We start from the raw sequence: 14,725 nt of genomic DNA on the forward strand, positions 1-14,725 counted from the left end.
CCGACGCTAGAAAGGAAAGAGGGCGGAAGCATGGAAGAACAAGGCGAGAGGGCGTCTTGGAAACCGGTTGAAGTCATTGTGAATTTGATTCAGGAAGATTGGCCATGCAACTGATATCAAAAGCCAAAAACTGGGCGAAGTCACTGAAGCGTGACATCGTGGCCCTATGGCTTGCCGCCCGCGATCCCCGCGTACCGTGGCATGCCAAAGCGGTGGCCGGCGCCGTTGCCGCCTACGCGCTGTCGCCCATCGATCTCATCCCCGATTTCATCCCCATCCTCGGCTATCTCGACGATCTCTTCATCGTGCCGCTCGGTATCATGCTGGCGATCCGGCTCGTGCCAGTAGAGGTGATGAACGAGCTTCGTATGGAGGCGACAAGGCGCACCGAGCGTCCCTCCGGCCGGGTCGGACTGATCTTCATCCTTGCCGTCTGGCTCATCTGCATCATCTTCCTGGCTCTGGCACTGCGGAAGCTAACCTGACCGGCAGCAATGGGAACATATGAATGATCACGACAAGAACGACGACAGCGGCCCTCGGCTTTGCGATCCTGCTCATTGGATCGAACCTGGCACAGGCAGCAAGCTTCGATTGCGATGCGAAAGAATTGAAGGCGGATGAAAAAGCGATCTGCGACAACCGCGCCCTCAACGACGCCGATGTGAAGATGGTGACGACTTTCGAGTTGCTCTCCGGCCTGCTGGCGATGGGTTCGCGCGGAACATTGCAGGACGAACAGACGGCCTGGCTGAAGAAACGGCAGGAATGCGGGGCAGATGCAACTTGCATCAAGGCTGCCTATGACGAGCGGCTGAAGCAACTCGGCGAGTCTTATAAAAACATCAACCGGCCGCTTTGAATGCGACCGGTCGGTAGAGCACTTGACTTCTAATCAGTAGATCGTCGGTTCAGATGAGTCAGCGGGCGTTCAGATCGCGCACGGCACCGCGGTCCGCACTCGTTGCGAAGGCGGCGTAGGCCTTCAGGGCGGTCGTGACGTTGCGCTTGCGGACTTCTGTGGGATACCAGCCTTTGGCGTCCTGTTCGGCGCGGCGGGCGGCGAGCTCGGTCTCGCTGACACGGAGGCTGATCGTGCGGTTTGGGATGTCGATGTCGATCATGTCGCCTTCGCGCACCAGGCCGATCGTGCCGCCATTTGCCGCTTCCGGCGAGGCGTGGCCGATCGAGAGGCCGGAGGTGCCGCCGGAGAAGCGGCCGTCGGTGATCAGCGCGCAGGCCTTGCCGAGGCCCTTCGACTTCAGATAGCTCGTCGGATAGAGCATTTCCTGCATGCCTGGGCCGCCCTTCGGGCCTTCGTAGCGGATGACGACGACGTCGCCGGCCTTCACCTCGTTGGCAAGGATCGCCTTGACCGACGCATCCTGGCTTTCGAAGACGCGGGCGGGGCCGGAGAACTTCAGGATCGATTCATCGACGCCGGCGGTCTTGACGATGCAGCCGTCAATCGCAAGGTTGCCCTTGAGCACGGCAAGGCCGCCATCCTTGGAGAAGGGATGCTCGACCGAGCGGATGACGCCGTTCTCGCGATCGGTGTCGAGATCGTTCCAACGGGCTTCCTGGCTGAAGGCGACCTGGGTCGGGATGCCGCCGGGTGCGGCACGATAGAAGTTGCGCACGGTTTCGCTGTTGGTGCGGGTGATATCCCAGCGATCGATCGCATCGCCCAGCGTCTCGGCGTGGACCGTCGGGCAATCGCGGTTCAAGAGACCGCCCTTGTCGAGTTCGCCGAGGATCGACATGATGCCGCCGGCGCGATGGACGTCTTCCATATGCACATCACTCTTGGCGGGAGCGACCTTTGACAGGCACGGCACCCGACGCGACAGCGCATCGATATCGGTCATGGTGAAATCGATCTCGCCTTCGTGAGCGGCAGCAAGGATGTGCAGAACCGTATTGGTGGAACCGCCCATGGCGATGTCGAGCGCCATGGCATTCTCGAAGGCCTGCTTGGAGGCGATGGTGCGCGGCAGCGCCTTGACGTCGTCCTGCTCGTAATAACGGCGGGCGAGATCGACGATCAGATGGCCGGCCTCGACGAAGAGGCGCTTGCGGTCGAGATGGGTGGCGAGCGTCGAGCCGTTGCCGGGCAGCGACAGGCCGAGCGCTTCCGTCAGGCAGTTCATCGAGTTGGCGGTGAACATGCCGGAGCAGGAGCCGCAGGTCGGACAGGCGGAGCGTTCGATGGTCTGAACGTCCTCGTCGCTGATCTTGTCGTCGGCTGCGGCGACCATGGCGTCGACGAGGTCGAGCGCATGCGTCTTGCCGTGGAGCACGACCTTGCCGGCTTCCATCGGGCCGCCCGAGACGAAGACGGTCGGAATATTGAGGCGCAGCGACGCCATCAGCATTCCGGGGGTGATCTTGTCGCAGTTGGAGATGCAGACCATGGCGTCGGCGCAATGGGCATTGACCATGTATTCGACGCTGTCGGCGATGAGCTCGCGCGAGGGCAGCGAATAAAGCATGCCGTCATGGCCCATGGCGATACCGTCATCGACGGCGATCGTGTTGAATTCCTTGGCAACACCGCCGGCCGCCTCGATCTCGCGGGCAACGAGTTGGCCGAGGTCCTTCAGGTGCACATGGCCGGGCACGAACTGGGTGAAGGAATTCACCACCGCGATGATCGGCTTGCCGAAATCCGAATCCTTCATGCCCGTCGCGCGCCAAAGGCCGCGGGCGCCCGCCATGTTGCGGCCATGGGTCGTGGTTCTGGAACGGTAAGCTGGCATCGGTGTCTTCCTCAACGTGTCGGAATTATCAGGCGAAGCCGGGCGGCATGGAGCCTGCGGGCCGGGCAAACGCTGCTTTTTGGAATTGTCCTAATCCAATCGACGGGGGCTGTCACTACCGGGAAGCCCAAATCCGGTACGCCGGGGAGAAGCGCCATGAGGCGCATCGATCATATACGGTTCGACGCGACGTTTTGTTACAGCCTATTCCATCACGACCGAACACAAAAAATTGGCTTCACGTCTGTAATATTCAAGGCTTAGACACTAATCCGAACATGCGGGCGGGTCGTTTAAAGACTATATTGTAGAAATCCGCCCAGGAGATTTCAACATGCCAACCTATCGCCCAACGAAGATCGCCTCATCAGAGATCACGCCGCGCCAGATCTATCTGCGGCGTCGTGAATTCCTCGGCGCGGCAGCGCTTGGCGCCATGGGGCTCTACAGCGCCGGCAAGGCGAGTGCTGCGGCCCTCTCCGCCATTGAGAGCAAGTACAAGGTCGACGAGAAGGCGACGCCGATCAAGGACGTCACGACCTACAATAATTTCTATGAATTCGGCCTCGACAAGGGCGATCCCGCCGCACTTTCCGGCGATTTCAAGCCGCTGCCCTGGACGGTTAAGGTGGACGGCATGGTCAACAAGCCAGGCACCTTCGACCTCGAGGCGCTGATCAAGGAATTCCCGATCGAGGAGCGCACCTACCGGATGCGCTGCGTCGAGGCCTGGTCGATGGTCATCCCCTGGGACGGCTTTCCGCTGGCATCGCTGCTCGACAAAGTCGAGCCACTCGGCAGCGCCAAGTACGTCGCCTTCGAAACCGTGGTGCGGCCAGACGAGATGCCGGGTCAGAAGGGCTTCTTCCAGTCGCTCGACTGGCCCTATGTCGAAGGTCTGCGCCTCGACGAGGCGCGCCACCCGCTGACGCTGCTGGCCGTCGGGCTCTATGGCGAAACGCTGCCGAACCAGAACGGCGCGCCGATCCGCCTCGTCGTGCCGTGGAAATACGGCTTCAAGGGCATCAAGTCGATCGTCAGGATCACGCTCACCGACCAGCAGCCGAAGAATACCTGGCAGGTCACCAATCCGCAGGAGTATGGCTTCTACGCCAATGTCAACCCTGAGGTCGACCACCCGCGCTGGAGCCAGGCCAGCGAACGGCGCATCGGCGAGAGCGGCTTCTTCGGCGCGAGCCGCCATCCCACCCTGCCCTTCAACGGCTATGCCGACGAAGTCGCAAGCCTTTATGCCGGCATGGACCTGAAGGCGAATTTCTGATGGCGGAACTGTCGCTCGCCATCCCGAAGCGCTGGCAGCCCGCCTCCGTCTGGCTGCTTTATGTCGTCGGGCTCGTGCCTGCGGCCTGGACTTTCTATCTCGGCGCGACCGATCAGCTCGGCGCCGATCCGGTCAAGACCTTCGAGCTTTTCCTCGGCATCTGGACGATCCGTTTCCTGATCGCAACACTTGCCATTTCCCCTGCCCGTGAGCTCTTCGGCTGGAACTATCTGCGTTACCGCCGCGCGCTTGGCCTGCTGACCTTCTATTACGCGCTGATGCATTTCACCGTCTACATGGTGCTCGACCAGGCGATGGATATTACCGCCGTCATCAACGACGTGCTGAAGCGCCCCTTCATCATGTTCGGCATGGCCGGGCTTGCGATGCTCATTCCGCTGGCGCTGACATCCAACAATTTCTCGATCCGCCGGCTCGGCAAGAACTGGATCTGGCTGCATCGCCTCGTCTACATCATCGCCGCCTGCGGGGCGCTGCACTTCGCGCTCTCAACCAAGATCCTCGACCTCGAGCAATATATCTATGTCGGGCTGATCATCGCGCTGATCCTCTACCGCTCCTACCGACCGATCGCACGCAACAGACAGAAGGGCAAAGGGCGGACGCGCAATCGCGCAATGGCTTCGGCCTCGTGAGACGGCAGGTTTAGTGCATAACCCCGAAAATCGGAATCGATTTTCGGAAAGGATTATGCGCAGATTCAAAGTGATAGAGCGTCCTTAGCGCGTCTGAAAAGACGCGCGGCGCTGCAACGCAGTCCGGCGTTCCGGATCGAAGGCTCAGGCCGCAGCTATGCCGATTGCGTAAGCCAGCATGTTCCAAAGCGAAAAGACCCGGCCAAGCAGCAGGGCGCCTGCCGTGGTCAGCCGAACGCGTCGAGCCAGGGCGTGTGATAAAGCCGGAACAATTCCACTGAGATCGCGCTAAGTAGCGCTGTGACAGCTATTGCTGCCGGCGTGACTTTGCGGCTGCATTGCCAAACCGCCTGAGCATCAGTCCGAAAACGATGACAAGAAACAAGGTGGCCAGACGAAGGAACTGCGGACAGCGAGCCTGAATGATTTTGCGCAATGGAGCCGGTCCCGTCACTATATCAGAAACAAAAACAGCCGGGCTTTGCAGCCCGGCTGTTTTGTTTCCGCCGGAGCGAAAGATTTAAGCGGCGACGGCCTGCTCTTCGGCAGCGACGCGGGCCTTGTCGGCTGCGCCCTTGGCATAGGCATCGCGGTCAACGAATTCGATCACAGCCATGGCGGCATTGTCGCCCTGGCGGAAGCCGGCCTTCATGATGCGCAGGTAGCCGCCGTTGCGGGTGGCGTAGCGCGTTGCGATCGTGTCGAACAGCTTCGAAACGACGGCAGCATCGCGGATCTGCGAGATCGCCTGACGGCGAGCATGCAGGTCGCCGCGCTTGCCGAGCGTGACGAGCTTCTCGACGATCGGACGGATTTCCTTGGCCTTCGGCAGGGTCGTGACGATCTGCTCGTGGGTAATCAGCGAAGCCGCCATGTTGGCGAACATCGCCTTGCGGTGGCTTGCAGTTCTATTCAGCTTGCGGCCGGCTTTACCATGGCGCATTGCTATTCTCCTTTAATGCAGGTGCCCTTACGCTAAGTAGGCCTGCCGTTTCCTGGCACATGCAGGCGATCGGCCTGCTGTTTGACGGGGAAAGGCAGCCGAAAGAGCCTGCCTTTTGTTATGTTCTTGCGATCGGCGTGAGAGCGGAAAACCGCTTTACACTTTTCCTCACGCCGCTCAGTACTGGTCTTCGTAACGCTTGGCGAGATCTTCGATGTTCTCGGGCGGCCATGCCGGCACTTCCATGCCGAGGTGCAGGCCCATGGAAGCGAGAACTTCCTTGATTTCGTTCAGCGACTTGCGACCAAAATTCGGTGTGCGGAGCATTTCTGCTTCGGTCTTCTGAATGAGGTCGCCGATGTAGACGATGTTGTCGTTCTTCAGGCAGTTTGCCGAACGGACCGACAGTTCGAGTTCGTCCACCTTCTTCAGGAGAGCCGGGTTGAAAGCGAGTTCGGTGACTGCTTCCTCTTCGGTTTCCTTCTGCGGCTCGTCGAAGTTGACGAAGACGCCAAGCTGATCCTGGAGGATGCGCGCCGCAAACGCGACGGCGTCTTCGCCGGTGATCGAGCCATCGGTTTCGATGGTCATGTTCAGCTTGTCGTAGTCGAGAACCTGTCCTTCGCGGGTATTTTCAACCTTGTAGGACACCTTCTTGACCGGCGAATAGAGGCTGTCGACCGGGATGAGACCGATCGGAGCATCTTCCGCACGATTGCGTTCGGCCGGAACGTAACCCTTACCGTTGTTGACGGTGAATTCCATGCGGATCTCGGCGCCCTCGTCGAGCGTGCAGATGACATGCTCGGGGTTGAGGATTTCGATATCGCCGACCGTCTGAATGTCGCCAGCCGTGACAACGCCCGGGCCCTGCTTACGCACGACCATGCGTTTTGCATCATCGCCATCCATCTTGATGGCGATTTCCTTGATGTTGAGCACGATGTCCGTGACGTCTTCGCGGACGCCCGGAATCGAGGAAAATTCATGCAGCACGCCATCGATCTGCACCGCCGTGACGGCAGCACCGCGCAGCGAGGAGAGCAGAACGCGGCGAAGCGCGTTGCCGAGGGTGAGGCCGAAGCCGCGCTCCAGCGGTTCGGCAACAAGCGTCGCCCTGGTGCGCGAGCTCGAAGAGAACTCCACCTTGTTCGGCTTGATCAGTTCCTGCCAGTTCTTCTGAATCATGAGATTGCCTTCCGTTCGTTGCCACCATCCAATCGTGGCAACCGAGCTTGAAAACCACCGGGAGCGCGCAGGCGCTCACCGGTGACGAGAGCGATGATCAGACGCGGCGCTTCTTGCGCGGACGGCAGCCATTGTGCGGGATCGGGGTCACGTCGCGGATGGACGTGATCATGAAACCTGCAGCCTGGAGCGCGCGCAGAGCCGATTCACGACCCGAACCCGGACCGCAGACTTCGACTTCCAGCGACTTCATGCCGTGCTCCTGGGCCTTCTTGGCGCAGTCTTCGGCAGCGATCTGGGCAGCGAACGGGGTCGACTTGCGCGAGCCCTTGAAGCCCTTGGCGCCAGCCGACGACCAGGCGATCGCATTGCCCTGCGCATCGGTGATGGTGATCATCGTGTTGTTGAAGGTCGAGTTGACGTGAGCGACACCCGACGAGATATTCTTGCGCTCGCGACGGCGAACGCGGACGGCTTCCTTAGCCATGGTATTCCTTTCGTTGATCTCTTCACCGCCGTAATGCCAGCGGCTACACCGGAACGGCGCCTATATGGTCCCGCTCCAAACTCAAAGGAGGCCGGCGCAGACCGCCAGCCTCCCCACCCCGGTTTCCCGGAAATTACTTCTTCTTGCCAGCGATTGCCTTTGCCGGGCCCTTGCGGGTGCGGGCATTGGTATGCGTGCGCTGACCGCGAACCGGAAGGCCGCGGCGATGACGCAGGCCGCGGTAGCAGCCGAGGTCCATCAGGCGCTTGATGTTCATCGCGGTATCGCGACGAAGATCGCCTTCGACCTGATAGTCGCGGTCGATGGCTTCGCGGATCTGAAGGACTTCTGCGTCCGTCAGCTGATGCACACGACGTTCGGCCGGGATACCGACCTTTTCGACGATTTCCTGTGCGAATTTCGGACCGATCCCGTGAATGTAGGTCAGCGCAATAACAACGCGCTTCGCAGTCGGGATGTTGACGCCAGCGATACGTGCCACGCCTGTTCTCCTTGCATTCCAGTTGCCATCCGGCAAGTGGGCTTCGTTATGCGGCTCTTGAGAACCGCCCGTTCAGATTTACGTCCGTAACATGTCAAAACGACCGCACCCGGACTTCCCTGGGAAATCCGCGCCGATCGCATGGAATGTCGCGAGTTGGCGCGGTGTTTAGCGGAATCACTGCTGAAAAGCAACCGTTCCGCCAAGTTTATTTTCAAAGCCTTAAAGCTTGGAAAGAATGCTTTCAACTTCGGCCGTCACCTGATCGATCTCTGCCATCCCGTCCACGGACTTGAGCTTGCCCTTGGCATGGTAATAGCCGATCAGCGGTGAGGTCTCCTTGTAGTAGACCTGCAGACGAGCCGTCATGGTCTCCGGAGTGTCATCAGGACGGCGCTTGAAGTGCGTGGAACCGCACTTGTCGCACACGCCCTCGGCAGCCGGAACCTTATCGGTATCGTGATAGACGCTGCCACACTGTGCACAGGAGTAGCGACCGGCAACGCGACGAACCAACTCGTCGTCATTGACACGGAATTCGATGACGACCGAAAGGTCGAGGCCTTTTGCCTTCAGCATCGCCTCGGTGGCGTCCGCCTGGACAAGCGTCCTGGGGAATCCGTCGAGGATGAAGCCGTTGGCGCAATCGGGTTGATCGATACGCTCGGAAACGATGGCAATGACAATCTCATCCGAGACGAGCTTGCCGGCGTCCATGACCGCCTTCGCGCGCTTGCCGACATCGGTGCCGGCGTTAACCGCTGCACGCAGCATGTCCCCCGTGGAAAGCTGCGGAATGCCGTGCTTTTCCACGATCCGCTGGGCCTGGGTTCCCTTACCCGCGCCCGGCGGCCCCAAAAGGATAAGTCTCATCGCCCCCTCTTTCCTCCACGCAACTTCGATTTCTTGATCAGGCCTTCGTATTGCTGCGCGATCAGGTGACCCTGGATCTGTGCAACCGTATCAAGAGTTACGCTAACCACGATCAAAAGCGAAGTCCCACCAAGGGCTAATGGAATGCCGGTTTGCGACACCAATATCTCCGGAAGGATGCAGACGAAGACGAGATAGAGCGCGCCGATCACCGTGATTCGGGTCAGCACGTAGTCGATATATTCGGCGGTGCGCTCGCCCGGACGGATGCCGGGAATGAAGCCGCCATGCTTCTTCAGATTATCAGCCGTGTCCTTCGGATTAAAGACGATGGCCGTATAGAAGAAGGCGAAGAAGGCGATCAGCGCCGCATAGAGCACCATATAGAGTGGCTGGCCATGACCGAGGGCCGCGACGATCGATGTCGCCCAGGAGGGCATTGCCGTGGTGCTGGCAAAACCCGCAATCGTTGCCGGCAGAAGCAGCAGCGACGATGCGAAGATTGCCGGAATGACACCTGATGTGTTGAGTTTCAACGGCAGGTGGGACGTATCGCCCTGGAACATCCGGTTGCCGACCTGGCGCTTCGGATACTGGATCAGCAGTCGGCGCTGGGCGCGCTCGACGAAGACGATGATGGCGATGACGGCGATCGCGACGATGATCACGAGCAGGATCAGCGGGGTCGACAGCGCGCCGGTGCGGCCGAGTTCGAGCGTGCCGGCAAGAGCAGTGGGAAGGCCGGCGGCGATGCCGGCGAAGATGATCAGCGAGATGCCGTTGCCAATGCCGCGCGAGGTGATCTGCTCACCGAGCCACATCAGGAACATCGTGCCGCCGAGCAGCGTCAGAACGGTGGAGACGCGGAAGAACCAGCCCGGGTCGACGACCAAGCCTTGGCCGCTTTCAAGGCCGGCGGCAATGCCATAGGCCTGCAGCGCACCGAGGATAACGGTACCGTAGCGGGTATACTGGTTGATGATCTTACGGCCCTGCTCGCCTTCCTTCTTGAGGTTTTCGAGCGCCGGCACGACCGAAGTCATCAGCTGCACGATGATCGAGGCGGAGATATAAGGCATGATGCCGAGCGCGAAGATTGCCATGCGCTCAACGGCGCCGCCCGAAAACATGTTGAAAAGGCCGAGAATGCCGCCTGCCTGGCCGCGGAAAGCCTGGGCATAGGCTTCGGGATTGAGGCCTGGAAGCGGAATATGCGTGCCGAGTCGGTAGACGAGGAGAGCTGCCAGTGTGAACCACAAGCGCTTCTTCAAATCCTCGGCTTTGGCGAAGGTCGAAAAATTGAGGTTGGATGCCAATTGTTCCGCTGCAGAAGCCATGCATTTCTCCGCGCTACCAATTCCGGCGTCTCTGGGGGACAGACCGGACCCGGAATCAGTATGAAATTATTCAAAACCGGGCTTAGGACGGATTGCAACGCAACCCCATGCCTCACCCTTGTTTTCGAGTCTTACCGGCATGACGCGGGCGCGCCAGCCAAGTTTTTGTGAGGCCCACATATGGGAGCAAAATCGCCCGGTGTGAAGCACCCCGGGCGATATATCATCAGATTATTATTCGGCTGCAGCCGGAGCCGAAAGCAGCGTCACGGTGCCGCCGGCCTTTTCGATCTTCTCGACGGCAGGCTTGGAGGCGCCTGCAACGACGATGGTGATCTTGGCCTTGATCTCGCCATCGGCGAGAACGCGAACGCCATCCTTGACGCGGCGGATGACACCAGCAGCCTTGAGGGCAGCTGCGTCAACGGTCGTCTTGGCATCGAGCTTGCCGGCGTCGATCGCCGTCTGGATACGGGCCAGCGATACGACAACAAAATCAGAAGCGAAAATGTTGTTGAAGCCGCGCTTCGGCAGGCGACGATAGATCGGCATCTGGCCGCCCTCGAAGCCGTTGATGGCGACGCCCGAACGGGACTTCTGACCCTTCACGCCGCGACCACCAGTCTTGCCAGAACCCGAGCCGATACCGCGGCCGAGGCGCTTGCGGCTGTGGGTCGAGCCTTCGTTGTCTTTAATTTCATTGAGTTTCATGAGCGTTTCCTCCGTCTCACTTCTCGTCGACGACGCGAACGAGATGCTGGACAGCACGGATCATGCCACGAACGGAAGGGGTATCCTCCAGCGTGCGGCGACGGTGCATCTTGTTCAGTCCGAGACCGATCAGCGTGCGCTGCTGGACATCCGGACGGCGAATCGGGCTGCCGATCTGTTCGATCGTGACAGTCTTCGCTTCAGCCTTCTTGGTAGCCTTGGCCATCTGTCAAACTCCTCTTATTCTTCAGAGGCGTTGCCGGAGGCGCTACGACGAGCCTGCAGCGTTGCATACTTGATGCCGCGCTGAGCTGCGATGTCCTTCGGGTGAACCTGGTGCTTCAGAGCGTCGAAGGTGGCGCGAACCATGTTGTAGGGGTTCGACGAACCGGTCGACTTGGCGACGACGTCGTGCATGCCGAGCGTCTCGAATACGGCGCGCATCGGGCCGCCGGCGATGATGCCGGTACCGACCTTGGCCGAGCGCAGCAGAACCTTGCCGGCGCCGTGGCGGCCATGAACGTCGTGATGCAGCGTACGGCCGTCACGCAGCGGTACGAAGATCAGTTCGCGCTTGGCGGCTTCGGTTGCCTTGCGGATGGCTTCCGGCACTTCACGCGCCTTGCCATGGCCGAAGCCGACGCGGCCCTTCTGGTCGCCGACGACGACGAGTGCTGCGAAACCGAAACGACGGCCGCCCTTGACGACCTTGGCGACGCGGTTGATCGCGACAAGCTTGTCGACGAATTCGCTATCGCGCTCTTCACGGCTCTGGCGGTCGTCCCGCTGCGGCCTTCTTTCCTGTGCCATTGTCCTCTTCCTTTTTCTTTTCCGGGTGCAATCGGCAAACAAATGTGGACCGCATCAGCCTCCCCTTTCGGAGAGTGCCTGCGGTCCGGCGAAAATCCGGCCGGCGCTTGAGGCGTCCGGCCGGAAACTGATCAGAAGGTGAGACCGCCTTCGCGGGCCGCTTCGGCGAGAGCCTTGATGCGGCCGTGATAGATGAAGGCGCCACGGTCGAACACGACTTCCGTAACACCGGCCTTGGAGGCGCGCTCTGCGAGGAGCTTGCCCACAACGGTAGCGGCGGCGGTATCGGCACCGGTCTTCAGAGAACCGCGCAGATCCTTCTCGAGGGTGGAGGCAGACGCAAGCGTCTTGCCGGCCACGTCATCGATGACCTGGGCGTAGATGTTCTTCGAGGAGCGATGAACCGACAGGCGTGGACGGCCATTGGCCACCAACTTGAGATGACGGCGCACGCGGTTGGCACGACGTGCAAGTGCTTCTTTCCTGCTAGCCATTTCGCGTGATCCTTACTTCTTCTTGCCTTCTTTGCGGACGATCCGCTCGTCAGCGTACTTGACGCCCTTGCCCTTGTAGGGCTCGGGACCGCGATATTCGCGGATTTCGGCGGCAACCTGACCGACCTGCTGCTTGTTGATGCCGCTGACGACGATTTCCGTCGGCTTCGGAACAACGATCGAGATACCGATCGGCGGCTCGTAGATCACGTCGTGGCTGAAACCGAGGGCCAGCTGCAGGTTCTTGCCCTGCATGGCGGCGCGGTAACCGACGCCGTTGATTTCAAGCTTGCGCTCGAAACCGTCCTTGACGCCCTTGAAGATGCCTTCGATCATCGTGCGGGACATGCCCCACTTTGCGCGCGCATCCTTGGTCTGGTTCACCGGCGTCACGACGACGGCGTTATTTTCAAGCTTGAGGCTGATTTCGTCGTTAGCAACGAAAAACAGCTCGCCCTTCGGGCCCTTTGCAGTCACCTTCTGGCCATCGACCGTAGCCGTGATCCCAGCAGGCACCTGAACGGGCTTCTTACCGATACGAGACATGTTTCAATCCTGTCTGTTCGCTATGGAGATCCCTGCCCGATCTTAGAAGACCGAGCAAAGAACCTCGCCACCAACGTTCTGTTCGCGAGCCTGGTGATCGGCCATCACACCCTTCGGAGTCGAAAGGATGGTGATGCCGAGACCGTTCGCGACCTGCGGAATGGACTTGACCGAGACATAAACCCGGCGGCCCGGCTTGGACACACGGCCGATCTCACGGATCACCGATGCGCCTTCATAATATTTCAGCTCGATGCTGAGTTCCGACTTGCCATTGCCAAAATCGACAACGGAATAGCCACGGATGTAGCCTTCGGACTGCAGAACATCGAGAACACGTGCACGGAGCTTCGAAGCAGGCGTCGAAACCGACGACTTGCGGCGGGAAGCGCCGTTACGGATGCGAGTGAGCATATCGCCCAACGGATCAGTCATTGTCATGTAACCTGCTCCTTACCAGCTCGACTTGACGATACCCGGCACCTTGCCGAGATTGCCGAGTTCACGCAGCGCAATACGCGACATGCGCAGTTTGCGGTAATATGCGCGCGGACGCCCCGAAACTTCGCAACGGTTGCGAATACGGGTCTTCGATCCATCACGCGGCAGGGATGCCAGCTTGATCGAGGCCTTGAACCGCTCTTCGATCGGAAGAGCCTGGTTCATGATGATCGCCTTCAACCCAGCCCGCTTAGCGGCCTGGTTAGCGACCGTAGTACGGCGGCGCTTGTTCTTTTCAACTGCGCTTGTCTTCGCCATGTCAGGTTCCTTTTCTACGCTCGTCGTTACGGTTATTGACGGAACGGGAAGCTGAACTCTTTCAGAAGAGCCCGTGCTTCGTCGTCGGTCGTCGCCGTCGTGCAAACGATGATGTCCATGCCCCACATCTGATCAACCTTGTCGTAGTTGATCTCAGGGAACACAATGTGCTCCTTGATGCCCATGGCGAAGTTGCCACGGCCGTCAAAGCTTTTCGGGTTCAGGCCGCGGAAGTCGCGAACGCGCGGGAGCGCGATGTTCACGAGACGGTCCATGAACTCGTACATGCGGGCGCCGCGCAGGGTGACCTTCGCGCCGATCGGCATCTGTTCGCGGAGCTTGAAGCCTGCGATAGAGTTACGTGCGCGGGTGATGACCGGCTTCTGGCCGGCAATCGCTGCGAGGTCGGCGGCAGCTACCGTCGGCTTCTTCGAGTCAGCGGTCGCTTCGCCGACACCCATGTTGATCACGATCTTGTCGAGCTTCGGAATCATCATCTCGTTGACGTAGGAGAACTGCTCCTGCATCGCCTTGCGGATGCGCTCGACATATTCCTTCTTGAGCCGCGGCTCATATTTTGCCTCAGCCATCGATCACTTCTCCAGAACGCTTGGCCACACGGACCTTCTTGCCGTCAACAACCTTGAAACCGACGCGGGTCGGCTTGCCGTCCTTGTCGATGATTGCAACGTTGGAGAGGTGAACCGGGGCTTCTTTGTTGATGATGCCGGCTTCCTGGGTCTGCGTCTGGCGCTGGTGGCGCTTGACGACGTTGACGCCACGAACAACGGCACGATCTTCCTTCGGCATGACCTGGACAACTTCGCCGGTACGGCCCTTGTCCTTGCCAGCGAGCATGACGACCTTGTCGCCCTTACGAATCTTCTGCATCGCTTCGCTCCTTACAGTACTTCGGGAGCCAGCGAGATGATCTTCATGTGGTTCTTGGCGCGAAGTTCGCGCGGAACCGGTCCGAAGATACGGGTGCCGATCGGCTCTTTCTTGTTGTCGATGAGGACTGCTGCGTTGGTGTCGAAGCGGATGACGGAGCCATCCGCACGACGGATGTCCTTGGCGGTGCGAACGACAACCGCCTTCATCACGTCACCCTTCTTCACACGGCCGCGCGGGATCGCTTCCTTGATCGAAACGACGATGACGTCGCCGATCGAGGCATACTTGCGCTTCGAGCCGCCCAGCACCTTGATGCACATGACACGACGTGCGCCGGAATTATCCGCGACGTCGAGGTTTGTTTGCATCTGAATCATATCAGGTCGCCTTCTTGGTTTACCGGAATGGTTGGGCTAGCCCCCTACTCCGGCTTATGAAAATTTCGCCGGCCGAGCTGCCATGAGGCAGCACAGACGCGGCAATA

General features: G+C 59.9%; 21 protein-coding genes and 1 pseudogene. 4 read left to right on the forward strand and 18 right to left on the reverse strand.

Annotated features, from left to right (window positions below; all coding sequences use genetic code 11):
* Nucleotides 1–104: 104 nt before the first annotated feature.
* Complete coding sequence (locus RWK44_RS19305) at nt 105–485, forward strand: YkvA family protein (RefSeq protein WP_131640318.1); 381 nt, start codon at nt 105–107, stop codon at nt 483–485.
* A 23-nt stretch (nt 486–508) separates the two neighbouring features.
* Nucleotides 509–862 carry a lysozyme inhibitor LprI family protein gene (locus RWK44_RS19310; RefSeq protein ID WP_011651430.1) on the forward strand — a complete coding sequence of 118 codons (354 nt, stop codon included), beginning with the start codon at nt 509–511 and terminating at the stop codon, nt 860–862.
* 58 nt (nt 863–920) lie between these two features.
* Here the strand turns inward: RWK44_RS19310 and ilvD are convergent, their stop codons facing one another.
* The gene (ilvD, locus tag RWK44_RS19315) at nt 921–2,759 is read right to left on the reverse strand and encodes a dihydroxy-acid dehydratase (RefSeq protein WP_168282613.1); all 1,839 of its coding nucleotides are present in this window, start codon (nt 2,757–2,759) and stop codon (nt 921–923) included.
* Nucleotides 2,760–3,093: 334 nt separating this feature from the next.
* Here ilvD and msrP point away from each other — a divergent pair, with 334 nt between their 5' ends.
* Together msrP and msrQ are read left to right on the forward strand one after the other, a co-directional pair.
* A complete protein-coding gene (gene msrP, locus RWK44_RS19320) occupies nt 3,094–4,041 on the forward strand; it encodes a protein-methionine-sulfoxide reductase catalytic subunit MsrP (protein ID WP_020049541.1) in 948 nt (315 codons plus the stop codon).
* Nucleotides 4,041–4,697, forward strand: coding sequence for a protein-methionine-sulfoxide reductase heme-binding subunit MsrQ (gene msrQ / locus RWK44_RS19325; RefSeq protein ID WP_316029281.1), 657 nt, complete (start codon nt 4,041–4,043; stop codon nt 4,695–4,697). The genes msrP and msrQ overlap by 1 nt, the downstream gene beginning before the upstream one ends.
* A 144-nt stretch (nt 4,698–4,841) precedes the next feature.
* Here msrQ and RWK44_RS19330 read toward each other — a convergent pair.
* From RWK44_RS19330 to rplN, 17 genes and pseudogenes are all read right to left on the reverse strand, one after another.
* Nucleotides 4,842–5,133: pseudogene (locus RWK44_RS19330) on the reverse strand (DUF2809 domain-containing protein).
* 84 nt (nt 5,134–5,217) lie between these two features.
* Nucleotides 5,218–5,640: a 50S ribosomal protein L17 gene (gene rplQ / locus RWK44_RS19335; protein WP_003558556.1), complete on the reverse strand. Its 423-nt coding sequence runs from the start codon at nt 5,638–5,640 to the stop codon at nt 5,218–5,220.
* A 177-nt stretch (nt 5,641–5,817) separates the two neighbouring features.
* Nucleotides 5,818–6,828 carry a DNA-directed RNA polymerase subunit alpha gene (locus RWK44_RS19340; protein ID WP_003547579.1) on the reverse strand — a complete coding sequence of 337 codons (1,011 nt, stop codon included), beginning with the start codon at nt 6,826–6,828 and terminating at the stop codon, nt 5,818–5,820.
* A gap of 97 nt (nt 6,829–6,925) precedes the next feature.
* Entirely contained in the window at nt 6,926–7,315 is a 390-nt protein-coding gene (gene rpsK / locus RWK44_RS19345) for a 30S ribosomal protein S11 (protein ID WP_003547577.1), read from the reverse strand.
* A 133-nt stretch (nt 7,316–7,448) separates the two neighbouring features.
* Nucleotides 7,449–7,817: a 30S ribosomal protein S13 gene (gene rpsM, locus RWK44_RS19350; protein WP_003573772.1), complete on the reverse strand. Its 369-nt coding sequence runs from the start codon at nt 7,815–7,817 to the stop codon at nt 7,449–7,451.
* Nucleotides 7,818–8,039: 222 nt separating this feature from the next.
* On the reverse strand, nt 8,040–8,690 hold the full coding sequence (locus RWK44_RS19355; protein WP_011651424.1) for an adenylate kinase: 651 nt from the start codon (nt 8,688–8,690) through the stop codon (nt 8,040–8,042).
* The gene (gene secY / locus RWK44_RS19360) at nt 8,687–10,027 is read right to left on the reverse strand and encodes a preprotein translocase subunit SecY (RefSeq protein WP_131664196.1); all 1,341 of its coding nucleotides are present in this window, start codon (nt 10,025–10,027) and stop codon (nt 8,687–8,689) included. Before secY ends, RWK44_RS19355 begins: the two co-directional genes overlap by 4 nt.
* A 234-nt stretch (nt 10,028–10,261) precedes the next feature.
* Complete coding sequence (gene rplO, locus RWK44_RS19365) at nt 10,262–10,738, reverse strand: 50S ribosomal protein L15 (RefSeq protein ID WP_003547567.1); 477 nt, start codon at nt 10,736–10,738, stop codon at nt 10,262–10,264.
* Nucleotides 10,739–10,754: 16 nt separating this feature from the next.
* Entirely contained in the window at nt 10,755–10,964 is a 210-nt protein-coding gene (gene rpmD, locus RWK44_RS19370; RefSeq protein WP_003547566.1) for a 50S ribosomal protein L30, read from the reverse strand.
* 14 nt (nt 10,965–10,978) lie between these two features.
* Nucleotides 10,979–11,548: a 30S ribosomal protein S5 gene (gene rpsE / locus RWK44_RS19375; RefSeq protein ID WP_003547565.1), complete on the reverse strand. Its 570-nt coding sequence runs from the start codon at nt 11,546–11,548 to the stop codon at nt 10,979–10,981.
* Between the two features lie 131 nt (nt 11,549–11,679).
* Nucleotides 11,680–12,042: a 50S ribosomal protein L18 gene (gene rplR / locus RWK44_RS19380; RefSeq protein WP_221946205.1), complete on the reverse strand. Its 363-nt coding sequence runs from the start codon at nt 12,040–12,042 to the stop codon at nt 11,680–11,682.
* Nucleotides 12,043–12,054: 12 nt separating this feature from the next.
* A complete protein-coding gene (gene rplF / locus RWK44_RS19385; RefSeq protein ID WP_112902575.1) occupies nt 12,055–12,588 on the reverse strand; it encodes a 50S ribosomal protein L6 in 534 nt (177 codons plus the stop codon).
* 42 nt (nt 12,589–12,630) lie between these two features.
* Complete coding sequence (rpsH, locus tag RWK44_RS19390; protein WP_003547562.1) at nt 12,631–13,029, reverse strand: 30S ribosomal protein S8; 399 nt, start codon at nt 13,027–13,029, stop codon at nt 12,631–12,633.
* 12 nt (nt 13,030–13,041) lie between these two features.
* The gene (rpsN, locus tag RWK44_RS19395; RefSeq protein ID WP_003547561.1) at nt 13,042–13,347 is read right to left on the reverse strand and encodes a 30S ribosomal protein S14; all 306 of its coding nucleotides are present in this window, start codon (nt 13,345–13,347) and stop codon (nt 13,042–13,044) included.
* A 32-nt stretch (nt 13,348–13,379) separates the two neighbouring features.
* A complete protein-coding gene (gene rplE, locus RWK44_RS19400) occupies nt 13,380–13,937 on the reverse strand; it encodes a 50S ribosomal protein L5 (RefSeq protein WP_168282620.1) in 558 nt (185 codons plus the stop codon).
* Nucleotides 13,930–14,238 (reverse strand): 50S ribosomal protein L24, encoded by a 309-nt coding sequence (gene rplX / locus RWK44_RS19405; RefSeq protein WP_003547559.1) that lies wholly within the window; start codon nt 14,236–14,238, stop codon nt 13,930–13,932. The genes rplE and rplX overlap by 8 nt, the downstream gene beginning before the upstream one ends.
* 11 nt (nt 14,239–14,249) lie before the next feature.
* Nucleotides 14,250–14,618, reverse strand: coding sequence for a 50S ribosomal protein L14 (gene rplN / locus RWK44_RS19410; RefSeq protein ID WP_003547558.1), 369 nt, complete (start codon nt 14,616–14,618; stop codon nt 14,250–14,252).
* Nucleotides 14,619–14,725 lie beyond the last annotated feature (107 nt).

It is taken from the genome of Rhizobium sp. 25PS6 (assembly GCF_032464655.1).
Taxonomy (GTDB): domain Bacteria; phylum Pseudomonadota; class Alphaproteobacteria; order Rhizobiales; family Rhizobiaceae; genus Rhizobium; species Rhizobium laguerreae.

Bases quoted from the DNA above. Each gene is read 5' to 3' on its own strand.
- RWK44_RS19305 (WP_131640318.1), top strand. From the start codon at position 105: ATGCAACTGATATCAAAAGCCAAAAACTGGGCGAAGTCACTGAAGCGT.
- RWK44_RS19310 (WP_011651430.1), top strand. From the start codon at position 509: ATGATCACGACAAGAACGACGACAGCGGCCCTCGGCTTTGCGATCCTG.
- ilvD (WP_168282613.1), bottom strand. From the start codon at position 2,759: ATGCCAGCTTACCGTTCCAGAACCACGACCCATGGCCGCAACATGGCG.
- msrP (WP_020049541.1), top strand. From the start codon at position 3,094: ATGCCAACCTATCGCCCAACGAAGATCGCCTCATCAGAGATCACGCCG.
- msrQ (WP_316029281.1), top strand. From the start codon at position 4,041: ATGGCGGAACTGTCGCTCGCCATCCCGAAGCGCTGGCAGCCCGCCTCC.
- rplQ (WP_003558556.1), bottom strand. From the start codon at position 5,640: ATGCGCCATGGTAAAGCCGGCCGCAAGCTGAATAGAACTGCAAGCCAC.
- RWK44_RS19340 (WP_003547579.1), bottom strand. From the start codon at position 6,828: ATGATTCAGAAGAACTGGCAGGAACTGATCAAGCCGAACAAGGTGGAG.
- rpsK (WP_003547577.1), bottom strand. From the start codon at position 7,315: ATGGCTAAGGAAGCCGTCCGCGTTCGCCGTCGCGAGCGCAAGAATATC.
- RWK44_RS19355 (WP_011651424.1), bottom strand. From the start codon at position 8,690: ATGAGACTTATCCTTTTGGGGCCGCCGGGCGCGGGTAAGGGAACCCAG.
- secY (WP_131664196.1), bottom strand. From the start codon at position 10,027: ATGGCTTCTGCAGCGGAACAATTGGCATCCAACCTCAATTTTTCGACC.
- rplO (WP_003547567.1), bottom strand. From the start codon at position 10,738: ATGAAACTCAATGAAATTAAAGACAACGAAGGCTCGACCCACAGCCGC.
- rpmD (WP_003547566.1), bottom strand. From the start codon at position 10,964: ATGGCCAAGGCTACCAAGAAGGCTGAAGCGAAGACTGTCACGATCGAA.
- rpsE (WP_003547565.1), bottom strand. From the start codon at position 11,548: ATGGCACAGGAAAGAAGGCCGCAGCGGGACGACCGCCAGAGCCGTGAA.
- rplR (WP_221946205.1), bottom strand. From the start codon at position 12,042: ATGGCTAGCAGGAAAGAAGCACTTGCACGTCGTGCCAACCGCGTGCGC.
- rplF (WP_112902575.1), bottom strand. From the start codon at position 12,588: ATGTCTCGTATCGGTAAGAAGCCCGTTCAGGTGCCTGCTGGGATCACG.
- rpsH (WP_003547562.1), bottom strand. From the start codon at position 13,029: ATGACAATGACTGATCCGTTGGGCGATATGCTCACTCGCATCCGTAAC.
- rpsN (WP_003547561.1), bottom strand. From the start codon at position 13,347: ATGGCGAAGACAAGCGCAGTTGAAAAGAACAAGCGCCGCCGTACTACG.
- rplE (WP_168282620.1), bottom strand. From the start codon at position 13,937: ATGGCTGAGGCAAAATATGAGCCGCGGCTCAAGAAGGAATATGTCGAG.
- rplX (WP_003547559.1), bottom strand. From the start codon at position 14,238: ATGCAGAAGATTCGTAAGGGCGACAAGGTCGTCATGCTCGCTGGCAAG.
- rplN (WP_003547558.1), bottom strand. From the start codon at position 14,618: ATGATTCAGATGCAAACAAACCTCGACGTCGCGGATAATTCCGGCGCA.